Genomic DNA, 26,695 nt, shown 5'->3' with positions numbered 1-26,695 from the left:
CTAAACGTTCGAGTGAAAGGACTTTGGCCCGTTCCGCTCACACAATCACACGCAGTGCACGGCGTACGCCTGTGAACGTCACGCTCGTACGCAGCCCGAGGTGGTCGCCGTCCATCTGCAGGGGCAGGGGCGCCTTCGAATGCAAGGTGAACTGGTCCAGATCGTGCAGCGAGTGGGCGTGTCTGCCCTGGGGGCCGCGCTCGGGGGACGAAGTGAGCAACTGGGTGCCATACCGGGCAACCGCGGCCGTGGAGAGGCGGCTGAGACCGAGCACGTCGAGGCCGGTATCGAACGAGGCCTTAGGCGATGTGTACATGGGGCGATTGCCGAGATATGTCCACGGGGCCGTGTTCGAGACTATGGCGAGCACAAGATCCGCAACCGGGTCCTCGCCGGGGCGTTCGAGAGAGATCGCCCCGTGCCGGCGGTTGGGCTCGCCGAGGAACTGCCGGATCACCTGACGGACGTAGAGCCCGTGTGTCGAGGTCTTCCCCCGCTCGCGCTGCTGCTCGACCCGGCCGACCACGCCCGCGTCGAAGCCGAGCCCGGCGTTGAAGGTGAACCAGCGGTCCGGGACCGCCTCGTCCTCCGTGCCGGGTGTACCCGAGGTCAGCCCGAGCCCGACGACCCGCTCCCGGCCCTCGCGCAGCGCGTCCAGCAGGGCGCCGGTGGCCTCGACGGGGTCGTTGGGCAGGCCCAGGGCGCGGGCGAAGACGTTCGTGGAGCCGCCGGGCACCACGGCGAAGCCGGGCAGCCGGTCGGGGTCGGGGCCTGCGTGCAGGAGGCCGTTGACGACCTCGTTGACCGTGCCGTCGCCGCCGAGGGCCACCACGAGGTCGATGTCGTCGCTGTCCGCCGCCTGCCGGCCGAGGTCGCGGGCGTGGCCGCGGTACTCGGTGGTGACCGCCTCCAGCTTCACCTCGCTCGCCAGCGCGTGGATCAGAACGTCACGCCTGCGTGCGCTTGTGGTGGTAGCCGCCGGATTGACCACGAGAAGTGCACGCATGGATGGCAGCGTACCCAGTGGGTGGTACCGGATGGAGAGCGAGGTAGGGATCGGGTAAGAGGCAGGGGAGTGAGCCTGAACACGTCACCGTCCCGCGGCTTGAGCGCGCACGTCGGTACCGCCCCGCCCCACGGGGTCCCCGGGCCCCGGCGGCTACCCTGCTGGGGTGAGCAGTGAGCAGAAGAGTGCCAAGGGTGCCGCGGACGCCGCCGACGTCGTCGCGGGGCCGCGGCCGAGTCGGCTGACCTATGCCGCCGTGCTCGCCGCGCTGGAGGGCGTGGCCCTGGTGGTCGGCGGGGTGTGGATGGTCGTTCTCAGCCTCACCGGTGACGGCTCGGACCGGCAGCAGGGTGTGTCCCTGGGGATCACGCTCGCCGTGCTCGCGCTGCTGCCGCTGCTCGCCGCGCGCGGTCTGCTGCTGCGGCGCGGCTGGAGCCGGGGCCCGGCGGTGATCACGCAGCTCATGGCCCTGCCGGTGGCCTACAGCCTGTTGAAGGCCGACAGCATCGCCGTCCCGGCCGGGATCGTCCTCGCGGTCGTCGCCGTCACGGGGCTGGTGCTCCTCGTCAACCCCGCCACGACCCGGGCCCTTGGCATCAAGGGACCGGGCCGGAGCGAGTAGCCACCTGCTCCGGCCTACTCCTCCACGAGCAGCTTCTCCCGCAGCTGGGCCAGGGTGCGGGCCAGCAGGCGGGAGACGTGCATCTGGGAGATGCCGACCTCCTGCGCGATCTGCGACTGCGTCATGTTCCCGAAGAAGCGCAGCAGCAGGATGCGCTTCTCCCGCGGCGGCAGGTCCTCCAGCAGCGGCTTCAGCGATTCCCGGTACTCCACGCCCTCCAACGCCTCGTCCTCGGCGCCCAGGGTGTCGGCGACCGCCGGGGACTCGTCGTCGGTGTCGGGGACGTCCAGGGACAGCGTGGAGTAGGCGTTGGCGGATTCCAGGCCCTCCAGGACCTCCTCCTCGGAGATGGCGAGCTTCTCGGCCAGCTCGTGCACGGTCGGGGAGCGGCCGTGCAGCTGGGACAGCTCGGCCGTCGCCGTGGTGAGCGCGAGGCGCAGCTCCTGGAGCCGGCGCGGCACGCGCACCGCCCAGCCCTTGTCGCGGAAGTGCCGCTTGATCTCGCCGACCACGGTCGGGGTGGCGTACGTGGAGAACTCCACGCCGCGCTCCGGGTCGAACCGGTCGACGGACTTGATCAGGCCGATCGTGGCGACCTGGGTGAGGTCGTCCAGCGGCTCGCCGCGGTTGCGGAAGCGGCGCGCCAGGTGCTCCACGAGCGGCAGGTGCATACGGACCAGCTGATTGCGCAGCTCCGCGTACTGGGGGCTGCCCTCCTTCAGCGTGCGCAGCTCGACGAACATCGCCCGTGCCCCGCTGCGGTCCTGGGGGCCGTGCTGTACGGCCTGCACGGCCTGTGCGCCCGGCGCGTCGTCCCCGGCGTATCGCTCGTGCTCGCTCATCGTCCCGCCCGTAGCCCTTCCCCGAGCCCGCGCCCCCGTACGGACGGCGGACCCGGCGCCGCCGGACCCTTCCGGCGTCGCGCCCTGCACGGCACCGTCACCGCCGTCCCGCGCGGAGTCGTCCTCCGGGTGCGGTCTGGCCTGCTCGGGGATGCCGTCGATGCCGTCCGCCATGCGCCGGGAACCGTCCCGAGGGGGTTCCCCGGAGATCCCGGCCGTTCCGCCGCTCTCGGCTCCGCTCGAGCGGGGGGACCCCCATGGCCAGGGGGCACCCCCGTCCTCGGCCGGCAGCTCCCGTGTGCCGCGCTCTTCGTCCCGCACCGGACCGTCCCCGTTCTTCCTCACGCCGGGCCGGGGCCCGCGCCGCGCTGTTTGTAGAGACTGATCGACACGGTCCTGTCCTCGTCGACGGCGGACGAGACCTTGCCCGCGAGGGCCGACAGCACGGTCCAGGCGAAGGTGTCCCGCGAGGGGGCGTGGCCATCGGTGGTCGGCGCCGCGACCGTGACTTCCAGCGAGTCGTCGACGAGCCGGAAGACACAGCTGAGCACGGAGCCGGGTACGGCCTGTTGGAGCAGGATCGCGCAGGCCTCGTCCACGGCGATGCGCAGGTCCTCGATCTCGTCCAGGGTGAAGTCCAAGCGGGCCGCGAGACCGGCCGTGGCCGTCCGCAGCACCGACAGGTAGGCACCCGCGGCCGGCAGCCGGACTTCCACGAAGTCCTGGTTCGCCGTGGGCTCGCCTGCGATCTGGGACACCCTCACCTCCATGGTGGTACAAGCTTTACGGGGCCGAGGGTCGCCCCCCGGGGTAACGCGTACGTGGTTCCGCGGTGACGCTATCGCGCTCCGAACGGTCCTGTCCTCGGGGCCCCAACCCCCTGGCGTCACTCACAGTAAAGCTGTGGATACGCTCCGTGTCTAGAGGGTTTGCGGGCCCAAATGGGAAGAGCGCGCGCCGGGTTGACGTACCCAGGCGTCCGGCGCTCGAACCGTCGTACGGCCGCCACCGCATGCAGTGTCACACGACACCGGCCCCGAGCGGGAAGCCGCGGGCGGGAAGACGTCCGGGCCGCGAGCCGTTCAGCGTTCAGACGAGGATGTGGTCCACGAAGCACCACCGCCAGTCCTCGCCGGGCTCGAAGGTTCGCATGACCGGGTGACCGGAGCGCGCATGGTGCTCCGTCGCGTGCCGGCCCGGCGAGGAGTCGCAGCAGCCGACGTGACCACAGGTGAGGCACAACCGCAGCTGCACCGGGTGGGTGCCGTCCCGCAGACACTCCGGACAGGTCGTGTCGAGCGGCTCCGGCTCCGGGTGCGGCAGCGCGTCGGCGTGCGTGCACTGTTTCATGATTGCCAGATTACGACGGGTGTGCGGGTGACCGCGCGGAAAAAGAGGGCGGGCGAGGAGCATGGACGTGATGCCGCTGCTGTTGCTGGTGGCGGGCAGTGCGGGCATCGCCGGTGTCGCCCGGCGCACACCGGTGCCGGCGCCCCTGCTGCTGGTCGCGGTGGGCCTGGCGGTCTCGTACGTCCCGGGGATCCCGCACTACACCCTGGACCCGGAGGTCGTCCTGCCGCTGGTGCTGCCCCCGCTGCTGTACAAGGAGGGCACCGAGAGCTCGTACCTCGATCTGCGGGCCCAGATGCGGCCCGTGGGGCTGCTGTCGATCGGGTACGTGCTCTTCGCGACCTTCGTCGTCGGCTGGGCCGCCTACCTCGTCGTCCCGGGGCTGCCGCTGACCGCCGCGCTGGTGCTGGGCGCGGTCGTCGCGCCGACCGACGCGGTCGCGGCCGCGGCGATCGCGCGCCGGGTCGGTCTGCCGTCCCGGATCACCACCATCCTCCAGGGCGAGTCCCTGCTCAACGACGCCACCGCGATCACCGCCTACAAGGTCGCCCTCGCGGCGGCCGTCGGCGAGGGCGCCACCTGGTCGGGCGGCGTCGTGGAGTTCCTGCGGGCCGCGGTCGGCGGTGTGCTCGTCGGACTGGTGCTGATGGTGCCGATCCACTGGCTGCGCACACGCCTGAGGGAAGCCCTGCTCCAGAACACCCTCTCCCTGCTGATCCCGTTCGTCGCCTACGGCGTCGCCGAGCAGCTGCACGGCTCCGGCGTGCTCGCGGTCGTGGTGGTCGCGGTCTATCTCGGGCACCGCGCGTGGGAGGTCGACTTCGCCACCCGGCTCCAGGAGGACGCGGTGTGGCGGATGGTCGCCTTCCTGCTGGAGTCGGCGGTCTTCGCGCTGATCGGCCTGCAACTGCCGAACGTCCTCAGGGGGCTCGGCGCCTACCGGGGGACCGACGCGGCCCGGTACGCCGTCGCGGTGTTCCTCGTCGTGGTTGCGGCCCGGTTCGTGTGGGTGTTCCCGGCCGCCCTGCTGCCGCGGGCGCTCTCCGGGCGCATCCGCGAGCGTGAGGAGAGTCCGGGCTGGCGGGGGCCGGTCGTCACGTCATGGGCGGCCATGCGAGGTGTGGTGTCCCTGGCCATCGCGTTCTCCATCCCGCTCACGGTGCACGGCGGCGCCGCCTTCCCGCAGCGGAACCTGATCCTGTTCCTGACCTTCACCACGGTCATCGGCACCCTGGTGGTGCAGGGCCTCACGCTCGCGCCGCTGATCCGCCTGATGAGGTTCCCCGGCCGCGACCGGCAGGCCGAGACGCTCGCCGAGGCCAACGCCCAGGCGCAGGCGTCCCGGGTCGCCGAGAGCCGCCTCGACGACCTCCTGTCCGACGAGCGCAACGCCCTGCCGCCGCCGCTCGCCGACCGGCTGCGCACGGTGCTGGAGCGCCGCCGCAACGCCGTCTGGGAGCGCCTCGGCCAGACCAACCCCGTCACCGGCGAGTCCGTCGACGACACCTACCGTCGCCTCTCCCGCGAGGTGATCAGTGCCGAGCGCGAGGTCTTCGTCAAGCTCCGCGACCACCGCCACATCGACGACGAGATGCTGCGCGCGCTGCTCCGGCGCCTGGACCTGGAGGAGGCCGCGGCTTACCGGGAGGCGGGCTAGCCGGGAGGCGGGCCATGGGCGGCGGACGCCGGCGGTAGGGGCTCCGCGCGCGTGCGGTTGCGTTCGACGGTCGCGGCTTCGCCGGTCGGTCACATCGCGGCCCAGGGCGGCGGTGACGGCTTCCTGCGCGAGGTCGTCCCCGACGGGCCGCTGACGGCTTCGCCGGTGAGACCGCGGCCGGCGCCGCCGGCGAGGGCTCCGTGTGCCTGGTGGCGTTCGATGGGGGTGACGGGTTTCGCCGGTGGGGTCGCTCGCCGAGGCCGGTGGCAACGGCTCCGCGTGTGTGATTGCGTTCGGCGGTGGCGGTGGCGGGTTTCGCCGGTGAGGTCGTGGCCGACTGCGGTGGTGAGGGCTCTGCGCGGGCGGGGATGCTCGCCGAGGCCGGTGGCAACGGCTCCGCGTGGGCGGCGTCGCTCGCCGATGTCGGTGGCGGGTTGCGCTGGGTCGTGGCCGACTGCGGTGGTGAGGGCTCCGCGCGCGTGAGGTCGCTCGCCGGCGCCGGTGGCGACCGCTCGGTCCCCTGCGGTGCGGCCGACCCGGGGGATCTACGTCGCGGCCGACATCTCCACGCGGACGCTGCCGCCGTGGGTCGATCCGGTCACCGTGACCACATGAGTCACCGCCGTCCCCGGTGCCGCGTGCCGCGAGGCGTTGTCGCGGACCCGTCCTCCGTACGTCGACACCCCGCTCAGGTCCACCGCGATGCCCGGCGGCACCCTCAGCCGCACACTTCCGCCGTGCGTCGTGACGCGCAGCGTGCTCCGCCCGCCCTCCGGGAGCCGGGCCAGGGTGTAGTCCAGCAGCGCCGAGCCGCCGTGCAGGCTGAGTTCGACGACGCGCGGCACCTTCCAGGCGCCCTCCCGGCGAAGCCGCTGGCCGTGTACCTGCCACCGCTCCACCTCCTCGTCCGCCGCAGCAGGGGCCGGTGCCGGGGCCGGTGGAGCGGGCGCCGCGACCGGCAGGTCCTCGGCGAGCGGTTCCAGGTCCGCGAAGGTACGCGCGGTGAGCGCACGCTCCACCCGCTCCTCCAGCTCGTCGATGTCCAGCCGGCCCTCCGCCGCCGCGTCCCGCAGGATCTCCACCATCCGGTCGCGGTCCGCGTGCGAGACACGCAGCAGTCTCGCATCGTGCTCGGCTCGGTCGCTGGGCTCCTCGACGCTCATGGCCCTGTACCTTACGACCCGGCCCGCACCCCGCGCGAGCGCGAACGGCGCGACGACGGGCGGGCGTTCACGAGGCGCCGAGGACGTCCTGGTCCTCCGGGAAGGGCCGGCCGGTGACGACGGCGGCGATCGTCGTCCCGCGCGCGTAGGCGCCTTCTTCCGCCAGGGCGACAAGCGCGTACAGCATTTTGGCGACATAGAGACGCTCGACCGGCAGCCCGTGACGGTCCTCGAAGTCCCGCGCGAAGTCGTGAAGTTCGGGCGTCGTACGCGCGTACCCGCCGAAGTGGAAGCGCTCGTCGAGGGACCAGTCCCCGGCGCGTCCCCCGAAGGCACGTTCCTGCAGCGCCTGTACGTCGCCCCCGAGGAACCCGCCCTTGAGCACGGGGATCCCGAGCGCACGCCCGCTGGGTGCGAGTCCGGCGGCGAGCCCCGCGAGGGTGCCGCCGGTGCCGCAGGCGACGGCCGCCACGTCGGCGTGCCCGCGCAGTTCCGCGCCGAGCGCCCGGCAGCCCCGTACGGCCGCGCTGTTGCTGCCGCCCTCCGGGACGGCGTACGCCTCCTCGGCGCCGGCCGCGCGCAGGATCGCGGCCAGGGTCCCCGGCTCGGCCTTGCGGCGGTACATCGATCTGTCGACGAAGCACAGCCGCATACCGTCGGCGACGCACCGGGCGAGAGACGGGTTGAGCGGGCGTCCGGCCAGTTCCTCGCCGCGCACCACGCCGGTGACCGGCAGGCCGAGCAGCCGGCCCGCGGCGGCGGTGGCCCGCAGGTGATTCGACCAGGCCCCGCCGAAGGTGACCAGCGGCCGTCCGCCCGCCGCCTCGATGTTCGGCACCAGCTTGCGCCACTTGTTGCCGATCAGCTCCGGGTGGATCAGATCGTCCCGCTTGAGCAGCAGACGCAGACCGCGCCGCTCGAACCGGTCGTCCCGTACCTCCTGCAGCGGAGAGGGCAGGCGGGGAGCAAGGGCGGGGCCGGGGCTGGTCACGCCTCATTGTCGCCCGGCACTACCCCTTCAGCCTCCCCGCGATCCGCTCCCGCAGCCACGCCATGGTGAACCCGCGCGGGTCCGCCTTGCCCGGCTGCCACTCCAGGTGGCCGATCACCGAGCGTTCCGTCCAGTCGTGGACGCGGCACACCGCGGCCGCCGCGCGGGCGATCGCGTCGAGCTGGGAGTCCGGCCAGGGGTCCGCGCCGTCGCCCAGGCTCTCGCACTCGAAGCCGTGGAAGTGCCGGTTGCCGTCGGTGTTCGCCTCGTTGTCCGGCGGCAGTCCCTCCTCGGCGATCACCGCGCACGGCACGTCGTCGTCGCCGAGCCCGGCAAGGTCGGCACGGCCGTGGCCGACCAGGTGGAGGGTGCCGTCCTTGGTGACCACGCCGTGGCACAGCGGGCCCGGCAGCGCCCCGTAGCCGTCCCGGCACAGCTGCACCGTGGCGGCGTCACCCGGGTCGCCGTGTGATGGATCATCACCCCGTGCACCGGTCCCCAGGGGCCCTTGTGGTTGCGGTTGGGGTGCCGCCAGCCGCCGACCTCGACGACGCTGACGCCCTCGGCGCGCAGCACGTCCAGAAACGTGCTCGCGGACATGGGCGGGGCCATGCCGCCTCCTTCGGGTTCGCTTCACCGTGCCGCGGACCCCTACCGGAAAACGGACGTCACGGACACATCGTTCGTACGTCGTGCGAGCCGATCCGGACACGGAGCGCGACCGTGAGGGCCGTCGGAGCTGGACGAGATGCCTCCTTATGCCCAGGAGTCCGATGATCCATTCCCGCTCTTTCGGGTAATGGCGACAGCGCGTTCCGTGATGGAAGGCTCGGCTCCGAGACCGGTGTCCGTGCGATTCGGAACCGGGCATACATGGGAGGACATTTCCTTATGTCGGTAGGCGAAGAGGTCCGCACGGACGAGGGCAAGCCGCAGCAGTCCCTCGGGACGGCGGCCGCGCGGAACCTGGCCACCACCACCAAGTCCGTACCGCAGATGCAGGAGATCAGCTCCCGCTGGCTGCTGCGCACGCTCCCGTGGGTGGACGTTCACGGCGGTACGTACCGTGTCAACCGGCGCCTGGCGTACACCGTCGGCGACGGCCGCATCACCTTCGTGAAGACCGGTGACCAGGTCGAGGTCATCCCGGCCGAACTGGGCGAGCTGCCGGCCCTGCGCGACTACGCGGACGACGAGGTGCTGACGGAACTGGCCCGCCGCTGTCGACAGCGTGACTTCGCACCCGGTGAGGTCATCGCCGACTTCGGCAACCAGACCAATGAGGTGTACCTGCTGGCGCACGGCAGGGTCGAGAAGGTCGGCACCGGCCCCTACGGTGACGACGCCGTCCTCGGGGTCCTCGCCGACGGGGCCTACTTCGGCGACGCGGCGCTGCTCGACCCGGACGCCATCTGGGAGTTCACCGTCCGCGCGGCCACCCCCACCACGGTGCTGATCCTCAGCCGCCAGGACTTCCAGCAGGTCGTCGAGCGCGCGGACACCCTGCGCGAGCACCTGGAGCAGCTGCGCACGCTCCCCGAGCAGCGGACCAACAAGTACGGCGAGAAGGAGGTCGAGCTGGCGGCCGGGCACTCCGGCGAGCCCGACATCCCGCACACCTTCGTCGACTACGAGCCCCGCCCCCGCGAGTACGAGCTGAGCATCGCCCAGACCGTGCTGCGCATCCACACGCGCGTGGCGGACCTGTACAACCAGCCGATGAACCAGACCGAGCAGCAGCTGCGGCTGACGGTCGAGGCGCTCAAGGAGCGCCAGGAGCACGAGCTGATCAACAACCGCGAGTTCGGTCTGCTCCACAACTGCGAGTACGACCAGCGGATCCAGCCGCACGACGGCGTGCCCAGCCCGGACGACATGGACGAGCTGCTCAGCCGCCGCCGCAGCACCAAGCTGTTCCTCGCCCACCCGCGCGCGATCGCCGCGTTCGGACGCGAGCTGAACAAGCGCGGCCTGGTCCCGGAGACCGTCGAGATCAACGGCAACCGCATCCCGACCTGGCGCGGTGTGCCGATCTACCCCTGCAACAAGATCCCGGTCACCCCGGAGCGCACCACGTCGATCATCGCGATGCGTACCGGCGAGCAGGACCAGGGCGTCATCGGCCTGCGGCAGTCGGGCATCCCCGACGAGATCGAGCCGAGCCTGTCGGTGCGGTTCATGGGCATCAACGAACAGGCCATCATCAAGTACCTCGTGACGGCCTACTACTCGGCCGCCGTGCTGGTGCCGGACGCGCTCGGTGTGCTGGAGAACGTCGAGATCGGCCGGTGGAGGTGACGTTTCCGCACTTCGCGGCCGTGTTCCCGCCCACCGTGGCGGGTAGACCCTCGGCACACGTGTCCGGCCGGGCCGGCGACGCCGGCGTCCGCGGACCGGGCGAGGGGGAGACATGGCCGAGTTCATGACGGAGACCGAACAGCGTTACCCCGCCGTGCCGCACCCGGGCGCGGCGGGGGGCGTACACACGGACGCAAAGGGGGCGCTGGGCAGGGCGGCCGACGGCGGCACGGGTCCGGCCGAGGCCACAGAGAGCCATGAGGCGATGGCGCTGCTGGAGCGCACCAGGGCCGTCGTCGACCCGGAGCTGCGCGCGGCCCTTCAGCCGCTGCCCGGCTCCCTGCGCCGGATCGCGCTCTACCACTTCGGCTGGCAGCACGCCGACGGCACCCCTGCGTCCGGCAACGGCGGCAAGGCCATAAGGCCGGCGCTCGTCCTGGCCGCGGCCGCCGCCCTCGGCGGTCCGGTGGCCCGTACGGCGGCCGTCCCGGCGGCGGTGGCGGTCGAACTGGTCCACAACTTCACGCTGTTGCACGACGACGTGATGGACCGGGACACCTCCCGCCGGCACCGGCCCACGGCCTGGACGGTGTTCGGCGACACCGACGCGATCCTCGCCGGGGACGCCCTGCTGGCGCTGGCCCTGCGGCTGCTCGCCGAGGACACGCATCCGGCGGGCGGCCCGGCCGCGGCCCGGCTCGCGAACTGCGTGGTGGAACTGTGCGCCGGAGAGCACACCGACACGGACATGGAGCACCGCGCCCCGGACGAGGTCACCCTCGACGAGGTGCTCGCCATGGCCGAGGCGAAGACCGGCGCGCTGCTGGGCTGCGCCTGTGCCCTCGGCGCGCTGTACGCGGGCGCCGGGCCCGAGGAGGTGGCCGCGCTGGACGGCTTCGGCCGCCAGGCCGGGCTCGCCTTCCAGCTGATCGACGACGTCATCGGCATATGGGGAGACCCGCGGCACACCGGCAAGCCGGCCGGCGCCGACCTGGCGGCCCGCAAGAAGTCGCTGCCGGTGGTGGCCGCGCTCACCTCGGGCACGGACGCGGCGGCCGACCTGGCCGAGCTGTACGCCAAGCCGCATGTCGCCGGGGACGAAGAGGGCGTCGCGCGCACGGCACTGGCCGTGGAGCGGGCCGGCGGCCGGGACTGGGCGCAGGCCGAGGCGGCCGACCGGATGGCTCGCGCCATGCAGGAGCTGGCCCGCGCGGTACCCGATCCCGAGGCGGCGGGCGGTCTGCTGGCGCTCGCCGAGTTCGTGACCCGGCGCAGCGCCTAGCGGCCACCGGAAGCGCCGCGCGTGGCAGTTTGCCGTCCGCGCTCGTCGTGGCCGGCGGCGCGTCCCAAGCCCTCAGCTTCGTTCGAGCGGGGCGACACCCCCTCGCGGTGGCAGCCGCCCGCCGGATGCAGGCGCGCGTTTCCTTCGGGGCGTCACAGACCCCGGAGCCCCGGGCCGTGCGGCTCCTGACCCCGCACGGTCACCGGGGCTCCGGCCAGACGGGTCCCGCACATCCCCACCGTGTGCGGGGCCGTCCCCCGCGCTCGCGCACCGGTGCCGGCCCGGCCGTACTGTGGGCGCATGCCGAAACTGCCCCCGATCCTCCACATCACCGAGCGCTCCCTGTGGGAGGCCGCCCGCGAGCGCGGCACCTACGAGCTGTCGACGCGCGGCCGCACTCTCCAGGAGGAGGGCTTCATCCACTTCTCCACCCGCGCACAGCTCCCGCGTGTCGCCGACTTCCTGTACGGCGGCTACGACGGCCCCGACGACCTGGTCGTCCTGGTCGTGGACCCGGCCCTGGTCGGCGCGCCGCTGAGGTACGAGGCGATGGGGCCGGACGGGGAGGAGTTCCCGCACCTGTACGGACCGCTGCCGATCGAGGCGGTGGTCGCGGTGGAGCCCTGGGAGTGACCTAGGGGTGTCGTTCGGACCATCCCGTCGTCGCGAGGGCCGGCACGCGCATCTGCGGCGTTGCCGCTTCTCCGCCGCGCTCGGCTTCTCCCCCGCTCTCGGCTTCGCTCGAGCGGGAGGGACCCCCATGTGCGCGGAGGGACTCCCGTGCGCGGGGGACCGCCATCACGTCGACTCCCTCCTCCGTCTCGCGTCCGCACGCACCAGAGCCCGCTCGGGTCCGCCAGGCCGCACCGTTCGTCCCGGCCGGCCTGGTCCACACGAAACCCCCTAGCCGCGCCGGGTGGCGTTCGGCAGGCCGCCCGTCTCCGGATCGCGGCCGGTGAGGCAGTACAGGCCGCCGGCCGGGTCGCGCAGCACGGACCAGTGCGGGCCGTGGGACACCGGCACGGCCCCCAACTCCTCGTGCCGGGCGCGGACCGCGGGGATGTCCGCGCAGGCGAGGTCGAGATGGGCACAGGCGGGGCGCTCGGCGTCGAGCCGCTGGAGCAGGATCCGCACGGGCAGCCCCGCCGGCGGCCGCAGCACCTCGAACTCCGGGCGGGACCCCGTCAGCCGTTCCCAGCCGGTCAGCGCGGCCCAGAAGCCTGCCTCCGCGGCATACGCGGACGGCGGGATGTCGAGGCACACCTGGTCCAGTCGGCTGCCCGCCACCACGGGCGGGCGCACCGCCTCGCCGTGCCAGGGCACCACACAGAACAACTGCCCGGCGGGGGAGCGCAGTACGGCCCAGCCGCCGTGGTCCGCGATCAGTTCCGCACCGCGTTCGCGCGCGGCCGCGACCGACTCCGGTACGTCCCCGGCGTCCACGCACAGGTCGAGATGGGCGCCGCCGTCCCCCTCGGCGACGCCCTGGAGCTTCACGCACGCGTCCGCCCCAGCGGCCGGGTCGGGCAGCAGGGTCAGGAACTCCCCTCGCTCGCCCCGGGGTTCGGACGGCCGGGTGCCGGTGACCGCCGACCAGAAGGCGCGGGCCCGCGGCAGCCGGTCGGCGGGGCGGTCGACGAACGCGTACGTCCAGCGAATGATCACGCTCGGGAGTGTAGGCGCGGATTCCCGCGAGGTCGCCCGGAATTCTCGCCGCGCCTCACTCGGCGGGCCGTTGGAGGAAGCGCAGCTGGTTGCCCGCCGGGTCCCGGAAGGCGCAGTCGCGCACGCCGTACGGCTGGTCGGTGGGCTCCTGGAGCACATCGCCGCCGGACTCGCGCACGCGCTCGTAGAGGGCGTCGCAGTCCTCGGTCGTGAAGATGACGCCGCGGAGCATGCCCTTGGCGAGCAGTTCCGCCATCGCCTGCCGGTCGGCGGGGGAGGCGTCCGGGTTCGCGCCCGGTGGCTCCAGCACGATCTCGACGTCCGGCTGGAGCGGCGAGCCCAGCGTCACCCAGCGCATGCCCTCGAAGCCCACGTCGTTGCGGACCTCCAGGCCGAGCACGTCACGGTAGAAGGCGAGCGCCTTGTCGTGGTCGTCCACCGCGATGAAGCACTGTTTGAGTTTCACGTCCATGGCCACACGCTAGGCCCCTGCGGGCACGGGCGCGCGGTACTCGGCCAGGGGCGGGTGAGCGCGGGGGCGGGAGCGGTGCGATGGGCGCGTGAGGCTGGGTGCGGTGCTCACCGCTGTCCGGTGGGTGCGGGGTTCAGTACGGTCTGCGGCGCGGCCGGGTGAACGTGCGGGCCACGCAGGAGGGGATCGCCGCGCTCGCCTCGTGGTCCCGGGCGCGGTAGGCGCTCGGCGTCTCGCCGACCAGCTCGGTGAAGCGGGAGCTGAAGGAGCCGAGCGACGTACAGCCCACGGCGAGGCAGACCTCGGTCACCGTGAGGTCACCCCTGCGCAGCAGCGCCTTGGCGCGCTCGATCCTGCGGGTCATGAGATAGCTGTACGGCGTCTCCCCGAAGGCCTTGCGGAAGCTGCGCTGGAAGTGGCCGGGGGACATGTGGGCGCCCCGGGCCAGGTCGGTCATGTCGAGCGGCTCGGCGTACTCACGGTCCATGCGGTCGCGCACGCGGCGCAGGCGTCTGAGGTCGTCCAGCGCGGTCATCCACTCCTCCAGGGTCGGTGTCCAGCGTGGCACGGGGCACTGACAACGGGGAGTACAACATTTCCCCACAAGAGCACACAACAGGGTTCCCCATCTTCGATACGTCGTTCGCCCTCAGTTCTCCGCGCATTGGCCTGCCCTCGCCAGCCTTGCGGAATGGACCACATCACGTTCCTCGTGGCGGTCGTCATCGTCACGGCTCTCGCGTTCGACTTCACGAACGGGTTCCACGACACCCTCGGTGCGGCGGGCGTCGCGATCGGCCTCGGCACCTACCCGGGCGGCTGGCGGATCATCCGCACCATGGGCAACGGCCTGGCGGAGATCCAGTCCCCGCAGGGCTTCGCCGCAGAGACCGCGTCCACGGCGGTGATCCTCACCTCCGCCCACCTCGGCTTCGCGCTGTCCACCACGCAGGTCGCCTCGGGCAGCATCCTCGGCGCGGGCCTGGGCCGCCGGCTCGCCGAGGTGCGCTGGGGCGTGGCCTGCCGGATGGTGCTGGCCTGGCTGATCACGCTGCCCGCGGCGGCGCTGGTCGGCGGCCTCGCGGCGAGCGTCGTCAAGCACGGCGGCAACGCCGGTACGGCCGTGGTCGCCCTGGTCGCTCTGGCGCTCGCCGCGGTCATCGTCGCCGCCTCCCGCCGCGACCCGGTGTGCGCCGACAACGTCAACGACCACCACGAGGTCACCCTTCGCACCGCGGCCCCGACCAAGGTCGGCACGGCCGCCTGAAACCCCGGGAGTCCCTCATGCGTGTCGACTGGTCCGCCCTGGGCGAGGTCACCGCGGTCAGCCTCGGCGTCACGGTCGCCGTGGCCGTCGTCTTCACCTTCGGCGTCCTCGGCCTCCCGCGCCGAAGCCGCCCGTGACGGGGGCGCCGGCGGTGGCGCGCGCGACGGCGCCGCCGGCACGGCCGGCCGCGCCCAGGCCGCCATGTGCTTCCTGGCCTGCGCGGCGGTGGTGGCGTACGGGATCTGCCTCATCGTGCCGCAGTTCCACTGAGACGGCAGCACACCAGCCCGGACCAGGCCCGGTCGGCGGAGTCGACCGGGCCTTCGTCCTCCGTCGCCGACTGCCTCCGATCGGCCGCAACATGTCGCTCGACAGCATATGTAGTTCGCCGATATATATAGACGGCATGAGTGACCGACCGCTTCAGGAGCCGACGCTGCTCCTGCTCACCGCCCTGGCCGACGAGCCCAGGCACGGTTACGGGCTGATCCAGGAGATCGGCACCATCTCCCAGGGCCGCGTACGCATGCGTACCGGCACCCTTTACGGCGCGCTGGACCGGCTGCTGCAACAGGGCCTGATCCGGGTCGAACGCGAGGAGGTCGTCGACGGCCGGGCCCGCAAGGTCTACGCCCTCGCCGAGGCGGGCCGCTCCGTGCTGGCCGCCGAGACGGCACGGCTGCGTGCCGTCGTCGCCGAGGCCGAACGGCGCATGGCCGCCCGCCGTGTGCCCACCGTCCGCCCGAAGGGAGCCACGGCATGACGGAACGCCATGTGCCGCGCGCCCTGCGCTGGGCACTGCGCTGCCACCCGGCCGCCTACCGCGCCGAGCACGAGGCCGAGCTGACCGCGATCTACGCCGAGGCCACCCAGGGTGCCGGCGCGCTCGGCCGGCTGCGCGAGGCGCTCGACGTCGCCGGGCACGGGCTGCGGCGGCGCACCGGGCTGGGGTCCGACCGGATCGCCGGCCGGGTGCTGGCGCAGGCTGCTCCGCTCGCCGTCGCCGTGACGACGGGCGGTGGCGTGGTGAGCCTGCTCTGGCTCGTCGCCCCCGGCGTCCGGGGTCTGTCGTGGTCCTCGTTCCCGGACCTTCTCGTCCTGGCCGACCAGGTGCTCGTGCCGCTGCTCTGGCTGGCGGCGCTCGCGACCGCCTGGACCGGGCGCTGGGGCGCGGCCCGGACGCTGGTCGTACCGGCGACGGTGCTGCGGCTGGCCGACGTCCCGTTGGTCCTGCTCGCCCACGACGGCGGCCGGCCCGCCTCCTCCGCCCTGGTGATGAGCCTGCTCGTGCCGCTCCTCACCGGCGCCGTCGTGCTCGCCGCGCCCAGGGACCTGCTCGGCCACTCCCGGCCGCAGCATGCCGCGATGGCGGGTGCCGGGATCCTGGCCGCCCTGCTGTGGGGGGCGCAACTCGCCACCCTCTACTACGTCCTGCCGGGCGGCCCCCGTGCCGTCCGCACCCTGTGGGCCGCGGCCCTCGCCGTCGCCCTTCTCTTCACCGGCCGGAACCGGCTGACCGCCGCGGGCCTGGCGGTGGCCCTGCTGCCCACCATGCTCCAGATGACGGTGCCGCAACTGCTCCCGCTGTCGCCCGCAGGCGTGGGCGCGCTGCTCATCCTCCTGCTCGGCGGCGCCGTCCTCCTCACCCGCGCGCGCCGGCCCCGCGACCGGGCAACCCCACCGAGCGCGGCCTAGGAAACCCGCGCGAGACGAACAGAGAACCGCACCCGGATCGCGATGGTCGCCGTGCCCGGCGGCCCGCGGTCCGGGTGCGGCCGGGGAGACGCCGCGAGCACGTAGGGCGCGGTGTCAGAGGGGCGGGCGGTGTGGATGCACCGAGGTAACGATCACTCTGCTGATCTGGGGTTTTTGCGCTGGTTGGCAATGAAGCGCGCCTTCTTGTGACGATTCCCGCACGTGTTCATGTCGCACCATTTGCGGGTGCGGCTTTGGCTGGTGTCGAAGAAGGCGGCTCGGCAGGTCGGTGATGCGCACAAGGCCAACTTTCCGTCTCGTTCGCCCGCGATGATGCTGATCGCGTCGGCGGCGATCACGCTGAGGGCGTCTTCCACGCGGGAAGCCGAACCGAGCCGCCATCGCCGCTTGCCCTCGGGTGTCAGGATCGCCGCGGCCCGACCCTGAACGCTGAAGTCATTGATGACGTGGACAGCGGACGCGGGGAGAACGTCCTGGAGTGCGGCCGCTGTCGCGGCGGCGTGAATCGACTCCCTCAGTTCCCGGGCGAGGTCGAGCTGGGCGGTGGTGCAGGAGTCCACGGCGAGGCCGTTCACCGCCAGCCAGTCGACGAGTCGCTGCGGCGTGGGAATGCGCTCCACGGAGTCGCCATGACGCTCCGACAGAGTCCCCGTGAAGCTGGTCGCCAGCACCTTACCGAGACGGAAGCCAGGGAACTCAGCACGCATGGAACCACCTTAGCCGGTTGCAGGGTGCCGTGGAGGACTGCTAGAACCGTCTTAGCCGGTTCCGCAATGGTCAGGAGGTCTCATGCCCCGTCCAACCAGCGACGCGCAAGCATTCGAAGCCCACGCAACTGACGCCGACCTCGACGATCTGCGCGCGCGCCTGGCTGTGGCGCGGCTACCGGAGGCCGAGACGGTCCATCGCGCCGCGCCCGACCCGCGCCGGTGGGAACAGGGCGTTCCGCTCGCCGACCTCGTCGAGGTCGTGGACCACTGGCGCACCGGGTACGACTGGCGGTCGTTCGAAGCGCGCCTCAACGGGATCGGCCAATTCCGCACGACCATCGATGAGCTGGGAATCCACTTCCTGCACCGCCGATCCGCCCGCGCAGATGCCACTCCGCTGATCTTGACGCACGGCTGGCCGGACAGCATTGCTCGGTTCGTCGATGTGGTGGACGAGTTGGCAGATCCGAAAGATGCGGACGCGCCGGCGTTCCACGTCGTGGTTCCATCGCTACCGGGCTTTGGTTACAGCGACAAGCCGACCATCACCGGGTGGGGAACCGAAAAGATCGCGGCCGCATGGGTGGAGCTGATGGGAAGGCTCGGCTACAGCAGGTTCGCAGCCCACGGCGGCGACTGGGGAGGCAATATCACGACGGTTCTCGGCGGCAGGTTCCCGGCGCACGTTCTCGGAATCCACACAACGTTCGCGGAGGCACCGCCCGGGTTGACCACGGACGGGCTGACGGCGGTCGAGCGCAAGTGGGCAGAGGAGACCCGCGATTTCTGGCGCCACCGCGCGGCGTACGCGAAGCAGCAGGCGACCCGCCCACAGACCATCGGCTACTCGCTCGTCGACTCACCGGTCGGGCTTCTTGCCTGGATCCTCGACAAGTTCGCCGAGTGGTCAGACACCGAGGACAGTCCGTTCGAGGCGATTTCCATGGACACGGTTCTTGACGACGTCACCCTGTACTGGCTGACGCGGACCGGCGCATCGGCGGCCCGCATCTACTGCGAAAGCCACAACTCGCTCGACCCGGAACTTCGGGTCGACGTCCCGTCGGCACTCACCATGTATCCCCGCGATGTCGAGAAGTGTCCGCGCCCCTGGGCGCAGGAGCGGTACCGACAGATCGTCCGATGGAGGGAGCCCGAAAGGGGAGGACATTTCCCGTCGCTGGAGGTTCCCGAGTATTTCGTCAAAGATCTGCAAGAGGGTCTCGCGGCAGTGCTGGCCGCCCATCGTTGAACGCGGCAGGGGTGTCGGCACTCGATCCCGCCTGATCGCGGCTGCGGGGCCGCCCGAGCATGGTCACTCCTAGCCCCGGCAACGGCACGTGGATTTCGCGTGCTGAGCCTTCTCTGCGGCGAGGCCTGAGAAACGCGAGAGCCGAATCTCGATGGCGAGGGCGCCGAGGGTACTCGGTGACCCGCTTGACCTTCACGTCGCACGTCTCGTCGGTGCCCTTGATCCGGAAGCGGATGGTGTCGCCGACTGCAGGGTCGGCGAGGTGCGGATCAGCGACTTGGACAGCTTGGCGCCGGTGTCGGTGACGACCTGGGGGCAGAACAGACGAGCGGGGAGCTGTCCGCGGGTGAGGCCGACGGCTTGGAGGGCCTCGTCGACCAGTTGTGGCCAGGTCCGGGTAGGAGCCGCCGGTCGGGGCGATGGTGGCCCGGCAGGGACCGCGGTGGAGGCAGACGGCGGCCACCTGCGCGGCCTCGCGGTCGGTGTGGTGGACGCGGGTGCGTTCGGCGTGTCTCTCGGCCCAGCCGCAGCCGGGGTGCGGGCAAGGGATGCGGGGGTGCGGGGTGCCGGTGGAGGGTACGAGCCACCAGCGGGTCTCTGATCGCCTACTGGAACGGACACTACGAGCGGGCAGCGCGGCCGGCGCAGGCCGGTCGTCGGCACAGGGCGGACGGGAGCATCGGGGCTCGGCTGGCGAGCCTGGAGGCGCGTGCGCCGGCCATAGTGGCAGACCGGCCGGGAACGGTGGTCGCGCTGGTGGACGCCGAGCGCGCCCGCGAGGCGATGCGTGGCCACGACGAGGTGCCGGGCATCTTCGCCTTCCCGGCCGCCAAGCAGTTCGCGTACGCCGGGACGAGCCACCTGGCCGTGGGCGGGCGGGAGCACGTCCAGCAGGCCGTCGCCGGCGCAGACACCGCGATCCGGCTCTACCGAAGCGCCGAAGACGACGACCAGTCGGTCGGTGACCTGTTCGCCGCCCACGTGGGTTCGTCCTTGATGCCCCGCAGGAGCGCATGTCGGCCGGCACCGCGCGCCGGCTCACCGCTGTGGGCCAGGAACTGAACGGGCCGCAGCACGGTGGAGCCGCGTACGCCGTGCACCTGCGCGAACGGCTCCAACACACGGCCGTCCTCGCGGCGTTACCCGCCCCTCCGGAGTTGCCGACGTGACCGAACTGTCCGCCGCACACGACGCCGCCGTCACCGACCGGGACCGCCGCACCCGGACCCCACGCTCGCCATGCTCGGCGGCCTGCGGACCGGGTGCGGACAGGGAGACACTGCAACGAAAGAAATCGCAGGTCAGAGGGCGTAGAGGGAAATCACGCCTTCTTCGTCTCCCAGAAGATCTTGTCGATCTGGGCGATGTAGTCCAGAGCCTTCTGGCCCGTCGCCGGGTCGGTCGAGGCCTTGGCGGCCGACAGGGCCTTCAGGGTGTCGTTGACCAGCTGGTGCAGCTCCGGGTACTTCTCGAAGTGCGGGGCCTTGAAGTAGTCGCTCCACAGGACCGAGACGTGGTGCTTCGCGAGCTCCGCGCGCTGCTCCTTGATGACGGTGGCGCGCGCCTGGAAGTGGGGGTCGTCGTTGGCGGCCATCTTTTCCTGCACGGCCTTCACCGACTCCGCCTCGATGCGGGCCTGGGCCGGGTCGTACACGCCGCAGGGCAGGTCGCAGTGGGCGCTGACCTTGACCTTGGGGGCAAACAGGCGGGAAAGCATGGAGCATTCCTTCCTCGTGATCGTCTTCTCGGGTGCGACATTACTCCCTGAGGAGAGCGATTTCTCGGGTGCCCCCTAGGGCTTAGGACAAAAGTCCAGGGTGAGACTGAGACTGGTGGAGGAACGGACCGGGGAGGTGCCGGGGATGCCGGAGCTGTCGCAGGAGACGGAACGGGGGAGGGCCGTGGCGCCGTACGGGCTGGCCGAGGTGACGGGCCCGTCCATGGTGCCCACGCTCCGCCACGGGGACCGGCTGCTGCTGCGCTATGGGGCGGTCGTACGGCCGGGGGACATCGTGGTCCTGCGGCATCCGTTCCAGCAGGACCTGCTGGTCGTCAAGCGCGCCGTGGAGCGGCGCGAGGGCGGCTGGTGGGTGCTGGGGGACAACCCGTACGCGGGCGGGGACAGCACCGACTACGGCGTCGTACCGGACGAACTGGTCCTGGGCAAGGCGTACTTCAGATACCGGCCGCGGCCGGCCGGTCAGCGCTCGCCGCTGAGGCTGGTGCGCTGGGCGCTGTCGTCCGTGCGGCCGCTGCTGCCCGACCGGTCGGCCTCCAGGCGTTTGCGGGCCCGGTAGGCGGCCACGTTGGCGCGGGTCGCGCAGCGGTCGGAGCAGTAGCGCCGGGAGCGGTTGGTGGAGGTGTCGAGGTAGGCGTTGCGGCAGGGGGCGGCCTGGCAGAGGCCGAGGCGGTCGACGCCGTACTCGGTGAGGTGGAAGGCCAGGCCCATCGCCGCGATGGCCGCGTAGCCCGCGGTGGGGTTGGAGGGGTGGTCGGCCAGGTGCATGTGCCACAGCGGGCGGCCGTCCTCGTCCCGGAAGTCGTGCCCGGAGATCTGCGGGCTGACCGGGAACTCCAGGAGCAGTGAGTTCAGCAGGTCCACGGCGAGCGTCTCGTCCCCCTGGTCCGCCGCCTCGAAGACGCCGCGCAGCCGCGCCCGGACCGAGCGGAAGCGCGTGACGTCGGCGTCCGTGGCACGGCGGGCCGTGGAGGAGTTGCTGGTGCCGAACAGATCGCGGACGGCCTCGACCGAGGTCAGGGAGTCCTTCCCCCGCGCCGGTTCCTCGCTGTTGACGAGACGGACGGCGTAATCCGAGTAATAGGCCAGTTCCACTTGTAGTCCTTACGAGGGCGCTTTATGGTCGTGTCTGCGGTCGGGTAACGGCCCGTCGTGCATCCAGGGTATTACGCGTCGCGTGAGGGGATGAGGTGCCATGACCACGAGTACCGGAACCGACTGGGCGGCCTGGCAGGAGAGCTGGGACCGGCAGCAGGAGTGGTACATGCCGGACCGCGAGGAGCGGTTCCGGATCATGCTCGACATGGTCGAGGCGCTGGTCGGTACGGCTCCGCGCGTCCTCGACCTGGCCTGCGGCACCGGCAGCATCACCGCCCGGCTGCTGGCCCGTTTCCCGGAGGCGACCAGCACCGGCGTCGATCTGGACCCGGCCCTGCTCGCCATCGCGCGCGGCACCTTCGAGGGCGACGACCGGGTCTCCTTCGTCAGCGCCGACCTCAAGGACCCCGGGTGGGCGGCGCGGCTGCCGTACGGCTCCTACGACGCCGTACTGACCGCCACGGCCCTGCACTGGCTGCACAGCGAACCCCTCGCGGCCCTCTACGGTCAGGTCGCGGGGCTGGTCCGCGACGGCGGTGTCTTCATGAACGCGGACCACATGATCGACGACAGCACGCCCCGGATCAACGAGGCCGTGCGCGCCCTCCGGCACGCCCGGATGGATCAGGCCAAGCGCGACGGCGCCGTCGACTGGGCCGAGTGGTGGCGGCTGGCGGCGGCGGACCCGGTGCTCGCCGAGCCGACGGCACGCAGGTTCGAGATCTACGGCGAGCACGCCGACGGGGACATGCCCGCGCCCGCCTGGCACGCCCGCACCCTGCTGGAGCGGGGCTTCACCGAGGCGCGGGCGGTGTGGTGCTCACCCTCGGACACGCTGCTGCTCGCGCTCAAGTAGCCGGACGCGCGATGCCGGAAGGGGCGGTACGGGCTTGCCGTACCGCCCCTTCTTCGGTAACGCGGTCAGAGGACCTTGGACAGGAACGACTGCGTCCGCTCGTGCTGCGGGTTCGTCAGGACATCCCGCGGATGGCCGGATTCGACCACCACGCCCTCGTCCATGAACACCAGGCTGTCGCCCACCTCGCGGGCGAAGCCCATCTCGTGGGTGACGACGACCATCGTCATGCCGGACTCGGCGAGGTCGCGCATGACGTCCAGGACGTCGCCGACCAGCTCCGGGTCGAGGGCCGAGGTCGGCTCGTCGAACAGCATCAGCTTCGGGTCCATCGCGAGCGCCCGGGCGATCGCCACACGCTGCTGCTGGCCGCCGGAGAGCTGCGAGGGGTAGTGCCCGGCCCGGTCGGCGAGGCCCACGCGCTCCAGCAGCTGCATCGCCCGCTCCCGGGCCTCCGTCCTGCCCCGGCCCTTGACCTGCACCGGCGCCTCCATGACGTTCTCGACGGCCGTCATGTGCGGGAACAGGTTGAAGCGCTGGAAGACCATGCCGATGTCGCGGCGCTTGAGTGCCACCTCGCGGTCGCGCAGCTCGTACAGCCTGTCGCCCTGCTGGCGGTAGCCGACCAGCTCGCCGTCGACGTACAGCCGGCCGGCGTTGATCTTCTCCAGGTGGTTGATGCACCGCAGGAAGGTCGACTTGCCGGAGCCGGAGGGGCCGATGAGGCAGAACACCTCGCCGGGCCTCACCTCCAGGTCGATGCCCTTGAGCACCTCGACCTGGCCGAAGGACTTGTGCACGCCCTCGGCCCTGACCATCGGGTTCTGCTCGGTCATGCCGTGACCTTCCTGCTCGAGAAGGTCGTCAGGTGCCCCTTGACCTTCTGCCACGGGGTGGGCGGGAGGCTGCGGCTGGAGCCGCGGGCGTAGTACCGCTCGATGTAGTACTGGCCGACGCTCAGGACGGACGTCATGATCAGGTACCAGGCGGCGGCGAGGAAGTACATCTCCACCGGGGCGCCGGAGTTCTGGCCGATGTCCTGCGCGTAGCGGAACAGCTCGGGATACTGGACGGCCGCCACGAGCGAGGTCGTCTTCAGCATGTTGATGACCTCGTTGCCCGTCGGCGGCACGATCACGCGCATCGCCTGCGGGATGATCACCCGGCGCAGGGTCTTGGCGTGGCTCATGCCGAGCGCGTGGGCCGCCTCGGTCTGGCCCTCGTCCACCGCGAGCAGGCCCGCCCGGCAGATCTCGGCCATGTACGCCGCCTCGTTCAGACCCAGGCCGAGCAGCGCCGTCAGCAGCGGCGTCATGAAGTTCGACCAGTAGTCCTTGTAGAACGGCATCAGGTTGATGTACTCGAAGACCAGGCCCAGGTTGAACCAGAGGAACAGCTGGACGAGGACCGGGGTGCCGCGGAAGAACCAGATGTAGAACCAGGCGATCGACGAGGTCACCGGGTTCTTCGACAGCCGCATGATCGCCAGGACGATGCCGCCGACGATGCCGATCAGCATCGACAGGACCGTCAGCAGCAGGGTCTTGCTGACACCGGTCATGATCCGGTGGTCGAAGAAGTACTCCGGCACCGCGTGCCAGTTGATCTTGCCCTGGCCGAACGCGTAGATGATCGCGACGAGGATCGCGAGGGCGATGACGGCGGAGACGTAGCGTCCGTAGTGCCGGACCGGGATGGCCTTGATGACCTCCGGGTGGGCGGGGGAGCCGCCCCCGGCCGGCGCCCCTCCGGCCGTCTTCTCTATGTCAGTCACGTGTGTTGCCTCTCAGTGGCCGCTCGTTCGCGCGGGTCACTTGCCGCCGTTGACCACGGCCTGCTTGACGGCGCCGTCCTCGGCGCCCCACTTCGCGAGGATCTTCGTGTACTCGCCGTCCTTGATGATCGCGTCCATCGCGGCCTGGAGCGCGTCCCGCAGCTGGGTCGCCTCCTTGGAGACGGCGATGCCGTACGGGGCCGCCTGGACCTGCTGGCCGGCCATCTGGAAGTCCTTGCCGCCGCCGGAGGTCTTCACCGCGTAGGCGGCCACCGGGAAGTCGGAGGAGGCGGCGTCCACGCCGCCCGAGCGCAGCCGGGTCTGGGACTGCTGGTCGTCGTCGAAGGGCTCGATGGTGAGCTTCTTGCCGCTCGGACACTTCTTGGCCTCCTGCTTGGCCAGGTCCTCCGAGACGGTGCCGCGCTCGACGGCGATCTTCTTGCCGCACAGGTCCGTCCACCCGTTGATGCCCTGGGTGTCGCCCTTGCGCGTGTAGATCGAGACGCCGGCGGTCAGGTAGTCCACGAAGTCGACGCCCTCGCCGACCTTCTTGCCGGTGTCGGGGTCGACGCCCTGCTGACGGTTCTTGTTGTCCGTCATCGCGGACATCGCGATGTCGTAGCGGCCGGAGCGCAGACCGGTGATCAGGCCGTCGAAGGTGCCGTTCTCGAAGGTCAGCTTCACCCCGAGCTGCTTGCCCATGGCCGCCGCGAGGTCGGGGTCGAGACCTGCGACGTTGCCGGAGGAGTCCTTGAACTCCACCGGGGCGTACGCGATGTCCGAACCGACCTTTATCTCACCCTTGTTCCGGATGTTGGCGGGGAGCTTGGCGGCGAGCGGAGCGCTGCCGGTGGACGCGCCGCCGGAGCCGTTGTTCTTGCTCTTGGTCTGGTCACCACAACCGGTGAGCAGCAGGGTGCCCGCGACCGCGATCGCACCCACCGCTGCCAGACGGGAGTGCGCGGCGGTCGTACGACGGGTGGAGCTTGCGGTCATTGTGGGTTCCTCCGGCGGATGGGAAGAGTTTGCCGATGGGTCGACGAGAACACACACCATCGGGTGTCGCGACCTCGCTGGGTTTACGGCATCTTGCCATTCGGACGGCGCTATTCAGGGTTGTGACTATGTCAAAATCGCATAACGGGTGACCCCCCAAACCGCATAGGACGGCACAACAACGGTCGTTGGCCGCCGGACCATCTGCGGTGATCCACCCCTCCGGCCGGAAAATCTTCGGCGCATCTCACGATGTGGTCGTCACATCTACCCGCGTCACCCGTGGTCGCGGGCGGCACGGCGCGGACGTCGGCCTCCCGTCATCCGGGTGCGGCTCTCCAGCCGCCGGATGTGACCTTGGACCTAATGGACTCGTCGTGGGCACCGTCCGTCCGGTAAGAAGGTTCTTTACACCCCTCATCCGGGGCTCAGGGCGCGTGTGCGGCGCGCCCGTCGCGTATGTGCTCGTACGTATCAGCAATCGGGCCGTACGCGGTGCCCGCCCACCCCTCACCAGGAGTGGTCGACCCTCAAACCATGCATACCTAAGGGGTAAGACAAAGTGGCAGCGGAGATCGTCAATCCTCGCAGCGACAGCAAAACGGATCAGGACGGCGGGGCCGAGCCCCTCGATTCCTTCGATCCGGCGTTCGCGCTGCACCGCGGCGGCAAGATGGCCGTGCAGGCCACCGTGCCGGTCCGCGACAAGGACGACCTTTCCCTCGCGTACACGCCCGGAGTCGCGCGCGTGTGCACCGCGATCGCGGAGCAGCCGGAGCTGGTCAACGACTACACGTGGAAGTCCAACGTGGTCGCCGTCGTGACCGACGGTACGGCCGTGCTCGGGCTCGGGGACATCGGTCCCCAGGCCTCCCTTCCGGTGATGGAGGGCAAGGCGATCCTGTTCAAGCAGTTCGGCGGTGTCGACGCGGTCCCGATCGCGCTCGACTGCACCGACGTGGACGACATCGTCGAGACCGTCGTCCGGCTCGCTCCGTCCTTCGGCGGGGTGAACCTGGAGGACATCTCGGCGCCGCGGTGCTTCGAGATCGAGCGCCGCCTGCAGGAGCGCCTCGACATCCCGGTCTTCCACGACGACCAGCACGGCACGGCCGTCGTGACGCTCGCGGCGCTGCGCAACGCGGCGCGGCTGAGCGGGCGCGAGATCGGACAGCTGCGGGCCGTCATCTCGGGCGCCGGCGCGGCCGGTGTCGCCATCGCCAAGATGCTGGTCGAGGCCGGCGTCGGGGACGTGGCCGTGGCGGACCGCAAGGGCGTCGTGTCCGCCGAGCGGGAGGACCTGACCCCGGTCAAGCGCGAGCTGGCCGGCTTCACCAACAAGGCCGGCGTCACCGGCACGCTGGAGGACGCCCTCGCGGGCGCGGACGTCTTCATCGGCGTCTCCGGCGGTACGGTCCCGGAGGAGGCCGTGGCCTCCATGGCCGAGGGTGCCTTCGTGTTCGCGATGGCCAACCCGAACCCCGAGGTGCACCCGGACGTCGCGCACAAGTACGCGGCGGTCGTCGCCACCGGGCGCTCGGACTTCCCGAACCAGATCAACAACGTCCTGGCGTTCCCGGGCATCTTCGCGGGCGCGCTCCAGGTGCGGGCCACCCGGATCACCGAGGGCATGAAGATCGCCGCGGCGGAGGCGCTGGCCGCGGTGGTCGGGGACGACCTCGCCGCCGACTATGTGATTCCGTCGCCGTTCGACGAGCGGGTCGCTCCGGCGGTCACCGCGGCGGTGGCGGCTGCCGCGCGGGCCGAGGGAGTCGCACGCCGGTAACCCGGAATCGGCCCCGCTCCCGTGAGCGGGGCCTTTTCTCTGCCGCCGGCCCGCCGGCCGGGTGGTACCCGAGGTGCCCGTGGCGGCGCTGGTGCCGGGCTGCGCCGGACGGGTGCCGGTGCGCAAGAGGGCATGTGTCACAGGGCTGTGTGGT

The 26,695-nt window shown here is 71.4% G+C and carries 27 protein-coding genes and 5 pseudogenes; 14 read left to right on the top strand and 18 right to left on the bottom strand.

Annotated features, from left to right (window positions below):
- Positions 1 to 37: 37 nt before the first annotated feature.
- Positions 38 to 1,006: a diacylglycerol/lipid kinase family protein gene (locus tag ACZ60X_RS14470; protein WP_469597844.1), complete on the bottom strand. Its 969-nt coding sequence runs from the start codon at positions 1,004 to 1,006 to the stop codon at positions 38 to 40.
- A 166-nt stretch (positions 1,007 to 1,172) separates the two neighbouring features.
- Between ACZ60X_RS14470 and ACZ60X_RS14465 the strand changes: the two genes are divergently transcribed.
- The gene (locus ACZ60X_RS14465; RefSeq protein WP_469597842.1) at positions 1,173 to 1,628 is read left to right on the top strand and encodes a hypothetical protein; all 456 of its coding nucleotides are present in this window, start codon (positions 1,173 to 1,175) and stop codon (positions 1,626 to 1,628) included.
- A gap of 14 nt (positions 1,629 to 1,642) precedes the next feature.
- Here the strand turns inward: ACZ60X_RS14465 and ACZ60X_RS14460 are convergent, their stop codons facing one another.
- From ACZ60X_RS14460 to ACZ60X_RS14450, 3 genes are all read right to left on the bottom strand, one after another.
- Positions 1,643 to 2,791, bottom strand: coding sequence for an RNA polymerase sigma factor SigF (locus tag ACZ60X_RS14460; RefSeq protein ID WP_469597839.1), 1,149 nt, complete (start codon positions 2,789 to 2,791; stop codon positions 1,643 to 1,645).
- Between the two features lie 20 nt (positions 2,792 to 2,811).
- Positions 2,812 to 3,228, bottom strand: coding sequence for an ATP-binding protein (locus ACZ60X_RS14455; protein WP_469597836.1), 417 nt, complete (start codon positions 3,226 to 3,228; stop codon positions 2,812 to 2,814).
- A 331-nt stretch (positions 3,229 to 3,559) separates the two neighbouring features.
- Positions 3,560 to 3,820, bottom strand: coding sequence for a UBP-type zinc finger domain-containing protein (locus ACZ60X_RS14450; RefSeq protein WP_469597833.1), 261 nt, complete (start codon positions 3,818 to 3,820; stop codon positions 3,560 to 3,562).
- A gap of 61 nt (positions 3,821 to 3,881) precedes the next feature.
- Here ACZ60X_RS14450 and ACZ60X_RS14445 point away from each other — a divergent pair, with 61 nt between their 5' ends.
- Positions 3,882 to 5,477, top strand: coding sequence for a Na+/H+ antiporter (locus ACZ60X_RS14445; protein ID WP_469597831.1), 1,596 nt, complete (start codon positions 3,882 to 3,884; stop codon positions 5,475 to 5,477).
- A gap of 545 nt (positions 5,478 to 6,022) precedes the next feature.
- Here ACZ60X_RS14445 and ACZ60X_RS14440 read toward each other — a convergent pair.
- From ACZ60X_RS14440 to ACZ60X_RS14430, 3 genes and pseudogenes are all read right to left on the bottom strand, one after another.
- Positions 6,023 to 6,640 (bottom strand): DUF1707 SHOCT-like domain-containing protein, encoded by a 618-nt coding sequence (locus ACZ60X_RS14440; RefSeq protein WP_469597829.1) that lies wholly within the window; start codon positions 6,638 to 6,640, stop codon positions 6,023 to 6,025.
- Between the two features lie 67 nt (positions 6,641 to 6,707).
- Complete coding sequence (locus ACZ60X_RS14435) at positions 6,708 to 7,631, bottom strand: 1-aminocyclopropane-1-carboxylate deaminase/D-cysteine desulfhydrase (RefSeq protein WP_469597827.1); 924 nt, start codon at positions 7,629 to 7,631, stop codon at positions 6,708 to 6,710.
- Positions 7,632 to 7,650: 19 nt separating this feature from the next.
- Positions 7,651 to 8,243: pseudogene (locus ACZ60X_RS14430) on the bottom strand (N-acetylmuramoyl-L-alanine amidase).
- 279 nt (positions 8,244 to 8,522) lie between these two features.
- Here ACZ60X_RS14430 and ACZ60X_RS14425 point away from each other — a divergent pair.
- From ACZ60X_RS14425 to ACZ60X_RS14415, 3 genes are all read left to right on the top strand, one after another.
- On the top strand, positions 8,523 to 9,929 hold the full coding sequence (locus tag ACZ60X_RS14425) for a family 2B encapsulin nanocompartment shell protein (RefSeq protein ID WP_469597824.1): 1,407 nt from the start codon (positions 8,523 to 8,525) through the stop codon (positions 9,927 to 9,929).
- Between the two features lie 112 nt (positions 9,930 to 10,041).
- Entirely contained in the window at positions 10,042 to 11,211 is a 1,170-nt protein-coding gene (locus tag ACZ60X_RS14420) for a family 2 encapsulin nanocompartment cargo protein polyprenyl transferase (RefSeq protein WP_469597822.1), read from the top strand.
- Positions 11,212 to 11,511: 300 nt separating this feature from the next.
- The gene (locus ACZ60X_RS14415) at positions 11,512 to 11,844 is read left to right on the top strand and encodes a DUF952 domain-containing protein (RefSeq protein ID WP_469597819.1); all 333 of its coding nucleotides are present in this window, start codon (positions 11,512 to 11,514) and stop codon (positions 11,842 to 11,844) included.
- 270 nt (positions 11,845 to 12,114) lie between these two features.
- Here the strand turns inward: ACZ60X_RS14415 and ACZ60X_RS14410 are convergent, their stop codons facing one another.
- The 3 genes from ACZ60X_RS14410 to ACZ60X_RS14400 all read right to left on the bottom strand — a co-directional run bounded on the left by ACZ60X_RS14410 (position 12,115) and on the right by ACZ60X_RS14400 (position 13,883).
- Positions 12,115 to 12,876: a VOC family protein gene (locus ACZ60X_RS14410; RefSeq protein WP_469597817.1), complete on the bottom strand. Its 762-nt coding sequence runs from the start codon at positions 12,874 to 12,876 to the stop codon at positions 12,115 to 12,117.
- A 55-nt stretch (positions 12,877 to 12,931) separates the two neighbouring features.
- The gene (locus ACZ60X_RS14405) at positions 12,932 to 13,348 is read right to left on the bottom strand and encodes a VOC family protein (protein ID WP_031163324.1); all 417 of its coding nucleotides are present in this window, start codon (positions 13,346 to 13,348) and stop codon (positions 12,932 to 12,934) included.
- 133 nt (positions 13,349 to 13,481) lie between these two features.
- Positions 13,482 to 13,883: a helix-turn-helix transcriptional regulator gene (locus ACZ60X_RS14400; protein WP_469597814.1), complete on the bottom strand. Its 402-nt coding sequence runs from the start codon at positions 13,881 to 13,883 to the stop codon at positions 13,482 to 13,484.
- Positions 13,884 to 14,120: 237 nt separating this feature from the next.
- Here ACZ60X_RS14400 and ACZ60X_RS14395 point away from each other — a divergent pair.
- The 4 genes and pseudogenes from ACZ60X_RS14395 to ACZ60X_RS14380 all read left to right on the top strand — a co-directional run.
- A pseudogene (locus ACZ60X_RS14395) lies at positions 14,121 to 14,615 on the top strand (inorganic phosphate transporter); the annotation flags it as partial.
- A 17-nt stretch (positions 14,616 to 14,632) separates the two neighbouring features.
- Positions 14,633 to 14,885 (top strand): annotated as a pseudogene (locus ACZ60X_RS14390) (hypothetical protein).
- Between the two features lie 136 nt (positions 14,886 to 15,021).
- Positions 15,022 to 15,378, top strand: a complete 357-nt coding sequence (locus ACZ60X_RS14385) for a PadR family transcriptional regulator (protein WP_469597811.1) — start codon at positions 15,022 to 15,024, stop codon at positions 15,376 to 15,378.
- On the top strand, positions 15,375 to 16,310 hold the full coding sequence (locus tag ACZ60X_RS14380; protein ID WP_469597808.1) for a hypothetical protein: 936 nt from the start codon (positions 15,375 to 15,377) through the stop codon (positions 16,308 to 16,310). Before ACZ60X_RS14385 ends, ACZ60X_RS14380 begins: the two co-directional genes overlap by 4 nt.
- A gap of 152 nt (positions 16,311 to 16,462) precedes the next feature.
- Here the strand turns inward: ACZ60X_RS14380 and ACZ60X_RS14375 are convergent, their stop codons facing one another.
- On the bottom strand, positions 16,463 to 17,038 hold the full coding sequence (locus ACZ60X_RS14375; RefSeq protein ID WP_469597805.1) for a CGNR zinc finger domain-containing protein: 576 nt from the start codon (positions 17,036 to 17,038) through the stop codon (positions 16,463 to 16,465).
- An 82-nt stretch (positions 17,039 to 17,120) separates the two neighbouring features.
- Between ACZ60X_RS14375 and ACZ60X_RS14370 the strand changes: the two genes are divergently transcribed.
- Positions 17,121 to 18,293 carry an epoxide hydrolase family protein gene (locus tag ACZ60X_RS14370; protein WP_469597802.1) on the top strand — a complete coding sequence of 391 codons (1,173 nt, stop codon included), beginning with the start codon at positions 17,121 to 17,123 and terminating at the stop codon, positions 18,291 to 18,293.
- A 166-nt stretch (positions 18,294 to 18,459) separates the two neighbouring features.
- On the opposite strand, the pseudogene ACZ60X_RS14365 reads toward ACZ60X_RS14370, so the two are convergent.
- Both ACZ60X_RS14365 and ACZ60X_RS14360 read right to left on the bottom strand, forming a co-directional pair.
- Positions 18,460 to 18,576 (bottom strand): annotated as a pseudogene (locus ACZ60X_RS14365) (ASCH domain-containing protein); the annotation flags it as partial.
- Positions 18,558 to 18,900 (bottom strand): annotated as a pseudogene (locus tag ACZ60X_RS14360) (hypothetical protein); the annotation flags it as partial. The pseudogenes ACZ60X_RS14365 and ACZ60X_RS14360, both read right to left, overlap by 19 nt.
- 116 nt (positions 18,901 to 19,016) lie before the next feature.
- Here ACZ60X_RS14360 and ACZ60X_RS14355 point away from each other — a divergent pair.
- On the top strand, positions 19,017 to 19,355 hold the full coding sequence (locus ACZ60X_RS14355) for a hypothetical protein (RefSeq protein ID WP_469597800.1): 339 nt from the start codon (positions 19,017 to 19,019) through the stop codon (positions 19,353 to 19,355).
- Positions 19,356 to 19,614: 259 nt separating this feature from the next.
- Here the strand turns inward: ACZ60X_RS14355 and sodN are convergent, their stop codons facing one another.
- A complete protein-coding gene (gene sodN / locus ACZ60X_RS14350) occupies positions 19,615 to 20,010 on the bottom strand; it encodes a superoxide dismutase, Ni (protein WP_100828187.1) in 396 nt (131 codons plus the stop codon).
- Between the two features lie 145 nt (positions 20,011 to 20,155).
- On the opposite strand from sodN, the gene sodX reads away from it, so the two are divergent.
- Positions 20,156 to 20,590: a nickel-type superoxide dismutase maturation protease gene (gene sodX / locus ACZ60X_RS14345; RefSeq protein ID WP_469598416.1), complete on the top strand. Its 435-nt coding sequence runs from the start codon at positions 20,156 to 20,158 to the stop codon at positions 20,588 to 20,590.
- Here sodX and ACZ60X_RS14340 read toward each other — a convergent pair.
- A complete protein-coding gene (locus ACZ60X_RS14340; RefSeq protein WP_469597797.1) occupies positions 20,494 to 21,126 on the bottom strand; it encodes a CGNR zinc finger domain-containing protein in 633 nt (210 codons plus the stop codon). The genes sodX and ACZ60X_RS14340 overlap by 97 nt on opposite strands.
- Positions 21,127 to 21,226: 100 nt before the next feature.
- On the opposite strand from ACZ60X_RS14340, the gene ACZ60X_RS14335 reads away from it, so the two are divergent.
- On the top strand, positions 21,227 to 21,985 hold the full coding sequence (locus tag ACZ60X_RS14335) for a class I SAM-dependent methyltransferase (protein WP_469597795.1): 759 nt from the start codon (positions 21,227 to 21,229) through the stop codon (positions 21,983 to 21,985).
- Positions 21,986 to 22,050: 65 nt separating this feature from the next.
- Here ACZ60X_RS14335 and ACZ60X_RS14330 read toward each other — a convergent pair whose 3' ends face one another.
- The 3 genes from ACZ60X_RS14330 to ACZ60X_RS14320 are packed head-to-tail and all read right to left on the bottom strand — an operon-like array spanning position 22,051 to position 24,755.
- Entirely contained in the window at positions 22,051 to 22,803 is a 753-nt protein-coding gene (locus tag ACZ60X_RS14330) for an amino acid ABC transporter ATP-binding protein (protein ID WP_469598414.1), read from the bottom strand.
- Between the two features lie 14 nt (positions 22,804 to 22,817).
- Positions 22,818 to 23,759: an amino acid ABC transporter permease gene (locus ACZ60X_RS14325; protein WP_469597793.1), complete on the bottom strand. Its 942-nt coding sequence runs from the start codon at positions 23,757 to 23,759 to the stop codon at positions 22,818 to 22,820.
- A 36-nt stretch (positions 23,760 to 23,795) separates the two neighbouring features.
- Positions 23,796 to 24,755 carry an ABC transporter substrate-binding protein gene (locus ACZ60X_RS14320; protein ID WP_469597790.1) on the bottom strand — a complete coding sequence of 320 codons (960 nt, stop codon included), beginning with the start codon at positions 24,753 to 24,755 and terminating at the stop codon, positions 23,796 to 23,798.
- 562 nt (positions 24,756 to 25,317) lie between these two features.
- Between ACZ60X_RS14320 and ACZ60X_RS14315 the strand changes: the two genes are divergently transcribed.
- Complete coding sequence (locus ACZ60X_RS14315; RefSeq protein WP_469597788.1) at positions 25,318 to 26,541, top strand: NAD(P)-dependent malic enzyme; 1,224 nt, start codon at positions 25,318 to 25,320, stop codon at positions 26,539 to 26,541.
- Positions 26,542 to 26,695 lie beyond the last annotated feature (154 nt).

The organism is Streptomyces sp. NPDC104106, from assembly GCF_055584345.1.
The sequence above is the reverse complement of the archived record's forward strand: the minus strand, read 5'-3'. Positions and strand labels throughout refer to the sequence as shown.

Coding starts and splice junctions, on each gene's coding strand:
- ACZ60X_RS14470 (WP_469597844.1), bottom strand. CDS start 1,006: ATGCGTGCACTTCTCGTGGTCAATCCGGCGGCTACCACCACAAGCGCA.
- ACZ60X_RS14450 (WP_469597833.1), bottom strand. CDS start 3,820: ATGAAACAGTGCACGCACGCCGACGCGCTGCCGCACCCGGAGCCGGAG.
- ACZ60X_RS14445 (WP_469597831.1), top strand. CDS start 3,882: ATGGACGTGATGCCGCTGCTGTTGCTGGTGGCGGGCAGTGCGGGCATC.
- ACZ60X_RS14440 (WP_469597829.1), bottom strand. CDS start 6,640: ATGAGCGTCGAGGAGCCCAGCGACCGAGCCGAGCACGATGCGAGACTG.
- ACZ60X_RS14425 (WP_469597824.1), top strand. CDS start 8,523: ATGTCGGTAGGCGAAGAGGTCCGCACGGACGAGGGCAAGCCGCAGCAG.
- ACZ60X_RS14420 (WP_469597822.1), top strand. CDS start 10,042: ATGGCCGAGTTCATGACGGAGACCGAACAGCGTTACCCCGCCGTGCCG.
- ACZ60X_RS14415 (WP_469597819.1), top strand. CDS start 11,512: ATGCCGAAACTGCCCCCGATCCTCCACATCACCGAGCGCTCCCTGTGG.
- ACZ60X_RS14405 (WP_031163324.1), bottom strand. CDS start 13,348: ATGGACGTGAAACTCAAACAGTGCTTCATCGCGGTGGACGACCACGAC.
- ACZ60X_RS14400 (WP_469597814.1), bottom strand. CDS start 13,883: ATGACCGCGCTGGACGACCTCAGACGCCTGCGCCGCGTGCGCGACCGC.
- ACZ60X_RS14385 (WP_469597811.1), top strand. CDS start 15,022: ATGAGTGACCGACCGCTTCAGGAGCCGACGCTGCTCCTGCTCACCGCC.
- ACZ60X_RS14380 (WP_469597808.1), top strand. CDS start 15,375: ATGACGGAACGCCATGTGCCGCGCGCCCTGCGCTGGGCACTGCGCTGC.
- ACZ60X_RS14375 (WP_469597805.1), bottom strand. CDS start 17,038: ATGCGTGCTGAGTTCCCTGGCTTCCGTCTCGGTAAGGTGCTGGCGACC.
- ACZ60X_RS14370 (WP_469597802.1), top strand. CDS start 17,121: ATGCCCCGTCCAACCAGCGACGCGCAAGCATTCGAAGCCCACGCAACT.
- sodN (WP_100828187.1), bottom strand. CDS start 20,010: ATGCTTTCCCGCCTGTTTGCCCCCAAGGTCAAGGTCAGCGCCCACTGC.
- sodX (WP_469598416.1), top strand. CDS start 20,156: ATGCCGGAGCTGTCGCAGGAGACGGAACGGGGGAGGGCCGTGGCGCCG.
- ACZ60X_RS14335 (WP_469597795.1), top strand. CDS start 21,227: ATGACCACGAGTACCGGAACCGACTGGGCGGCCTGGCAGGAGAGCTGG.
- ACZ60X_RS14330 (WP_469598414.1), bottom strand. CDS start 22,803: ATGGTCAGGGCCGAGGGCGTGCACAAGTCCTTCGGCCAGGTCGAGGTG.
- ACZ60X_RS14320 (WP_469597790.1), bottom strand. CDS start 24,755: ATGACCGCAAGCTCCACCCGTCGTACGACCGCCGCGCACTCCCGTCTG.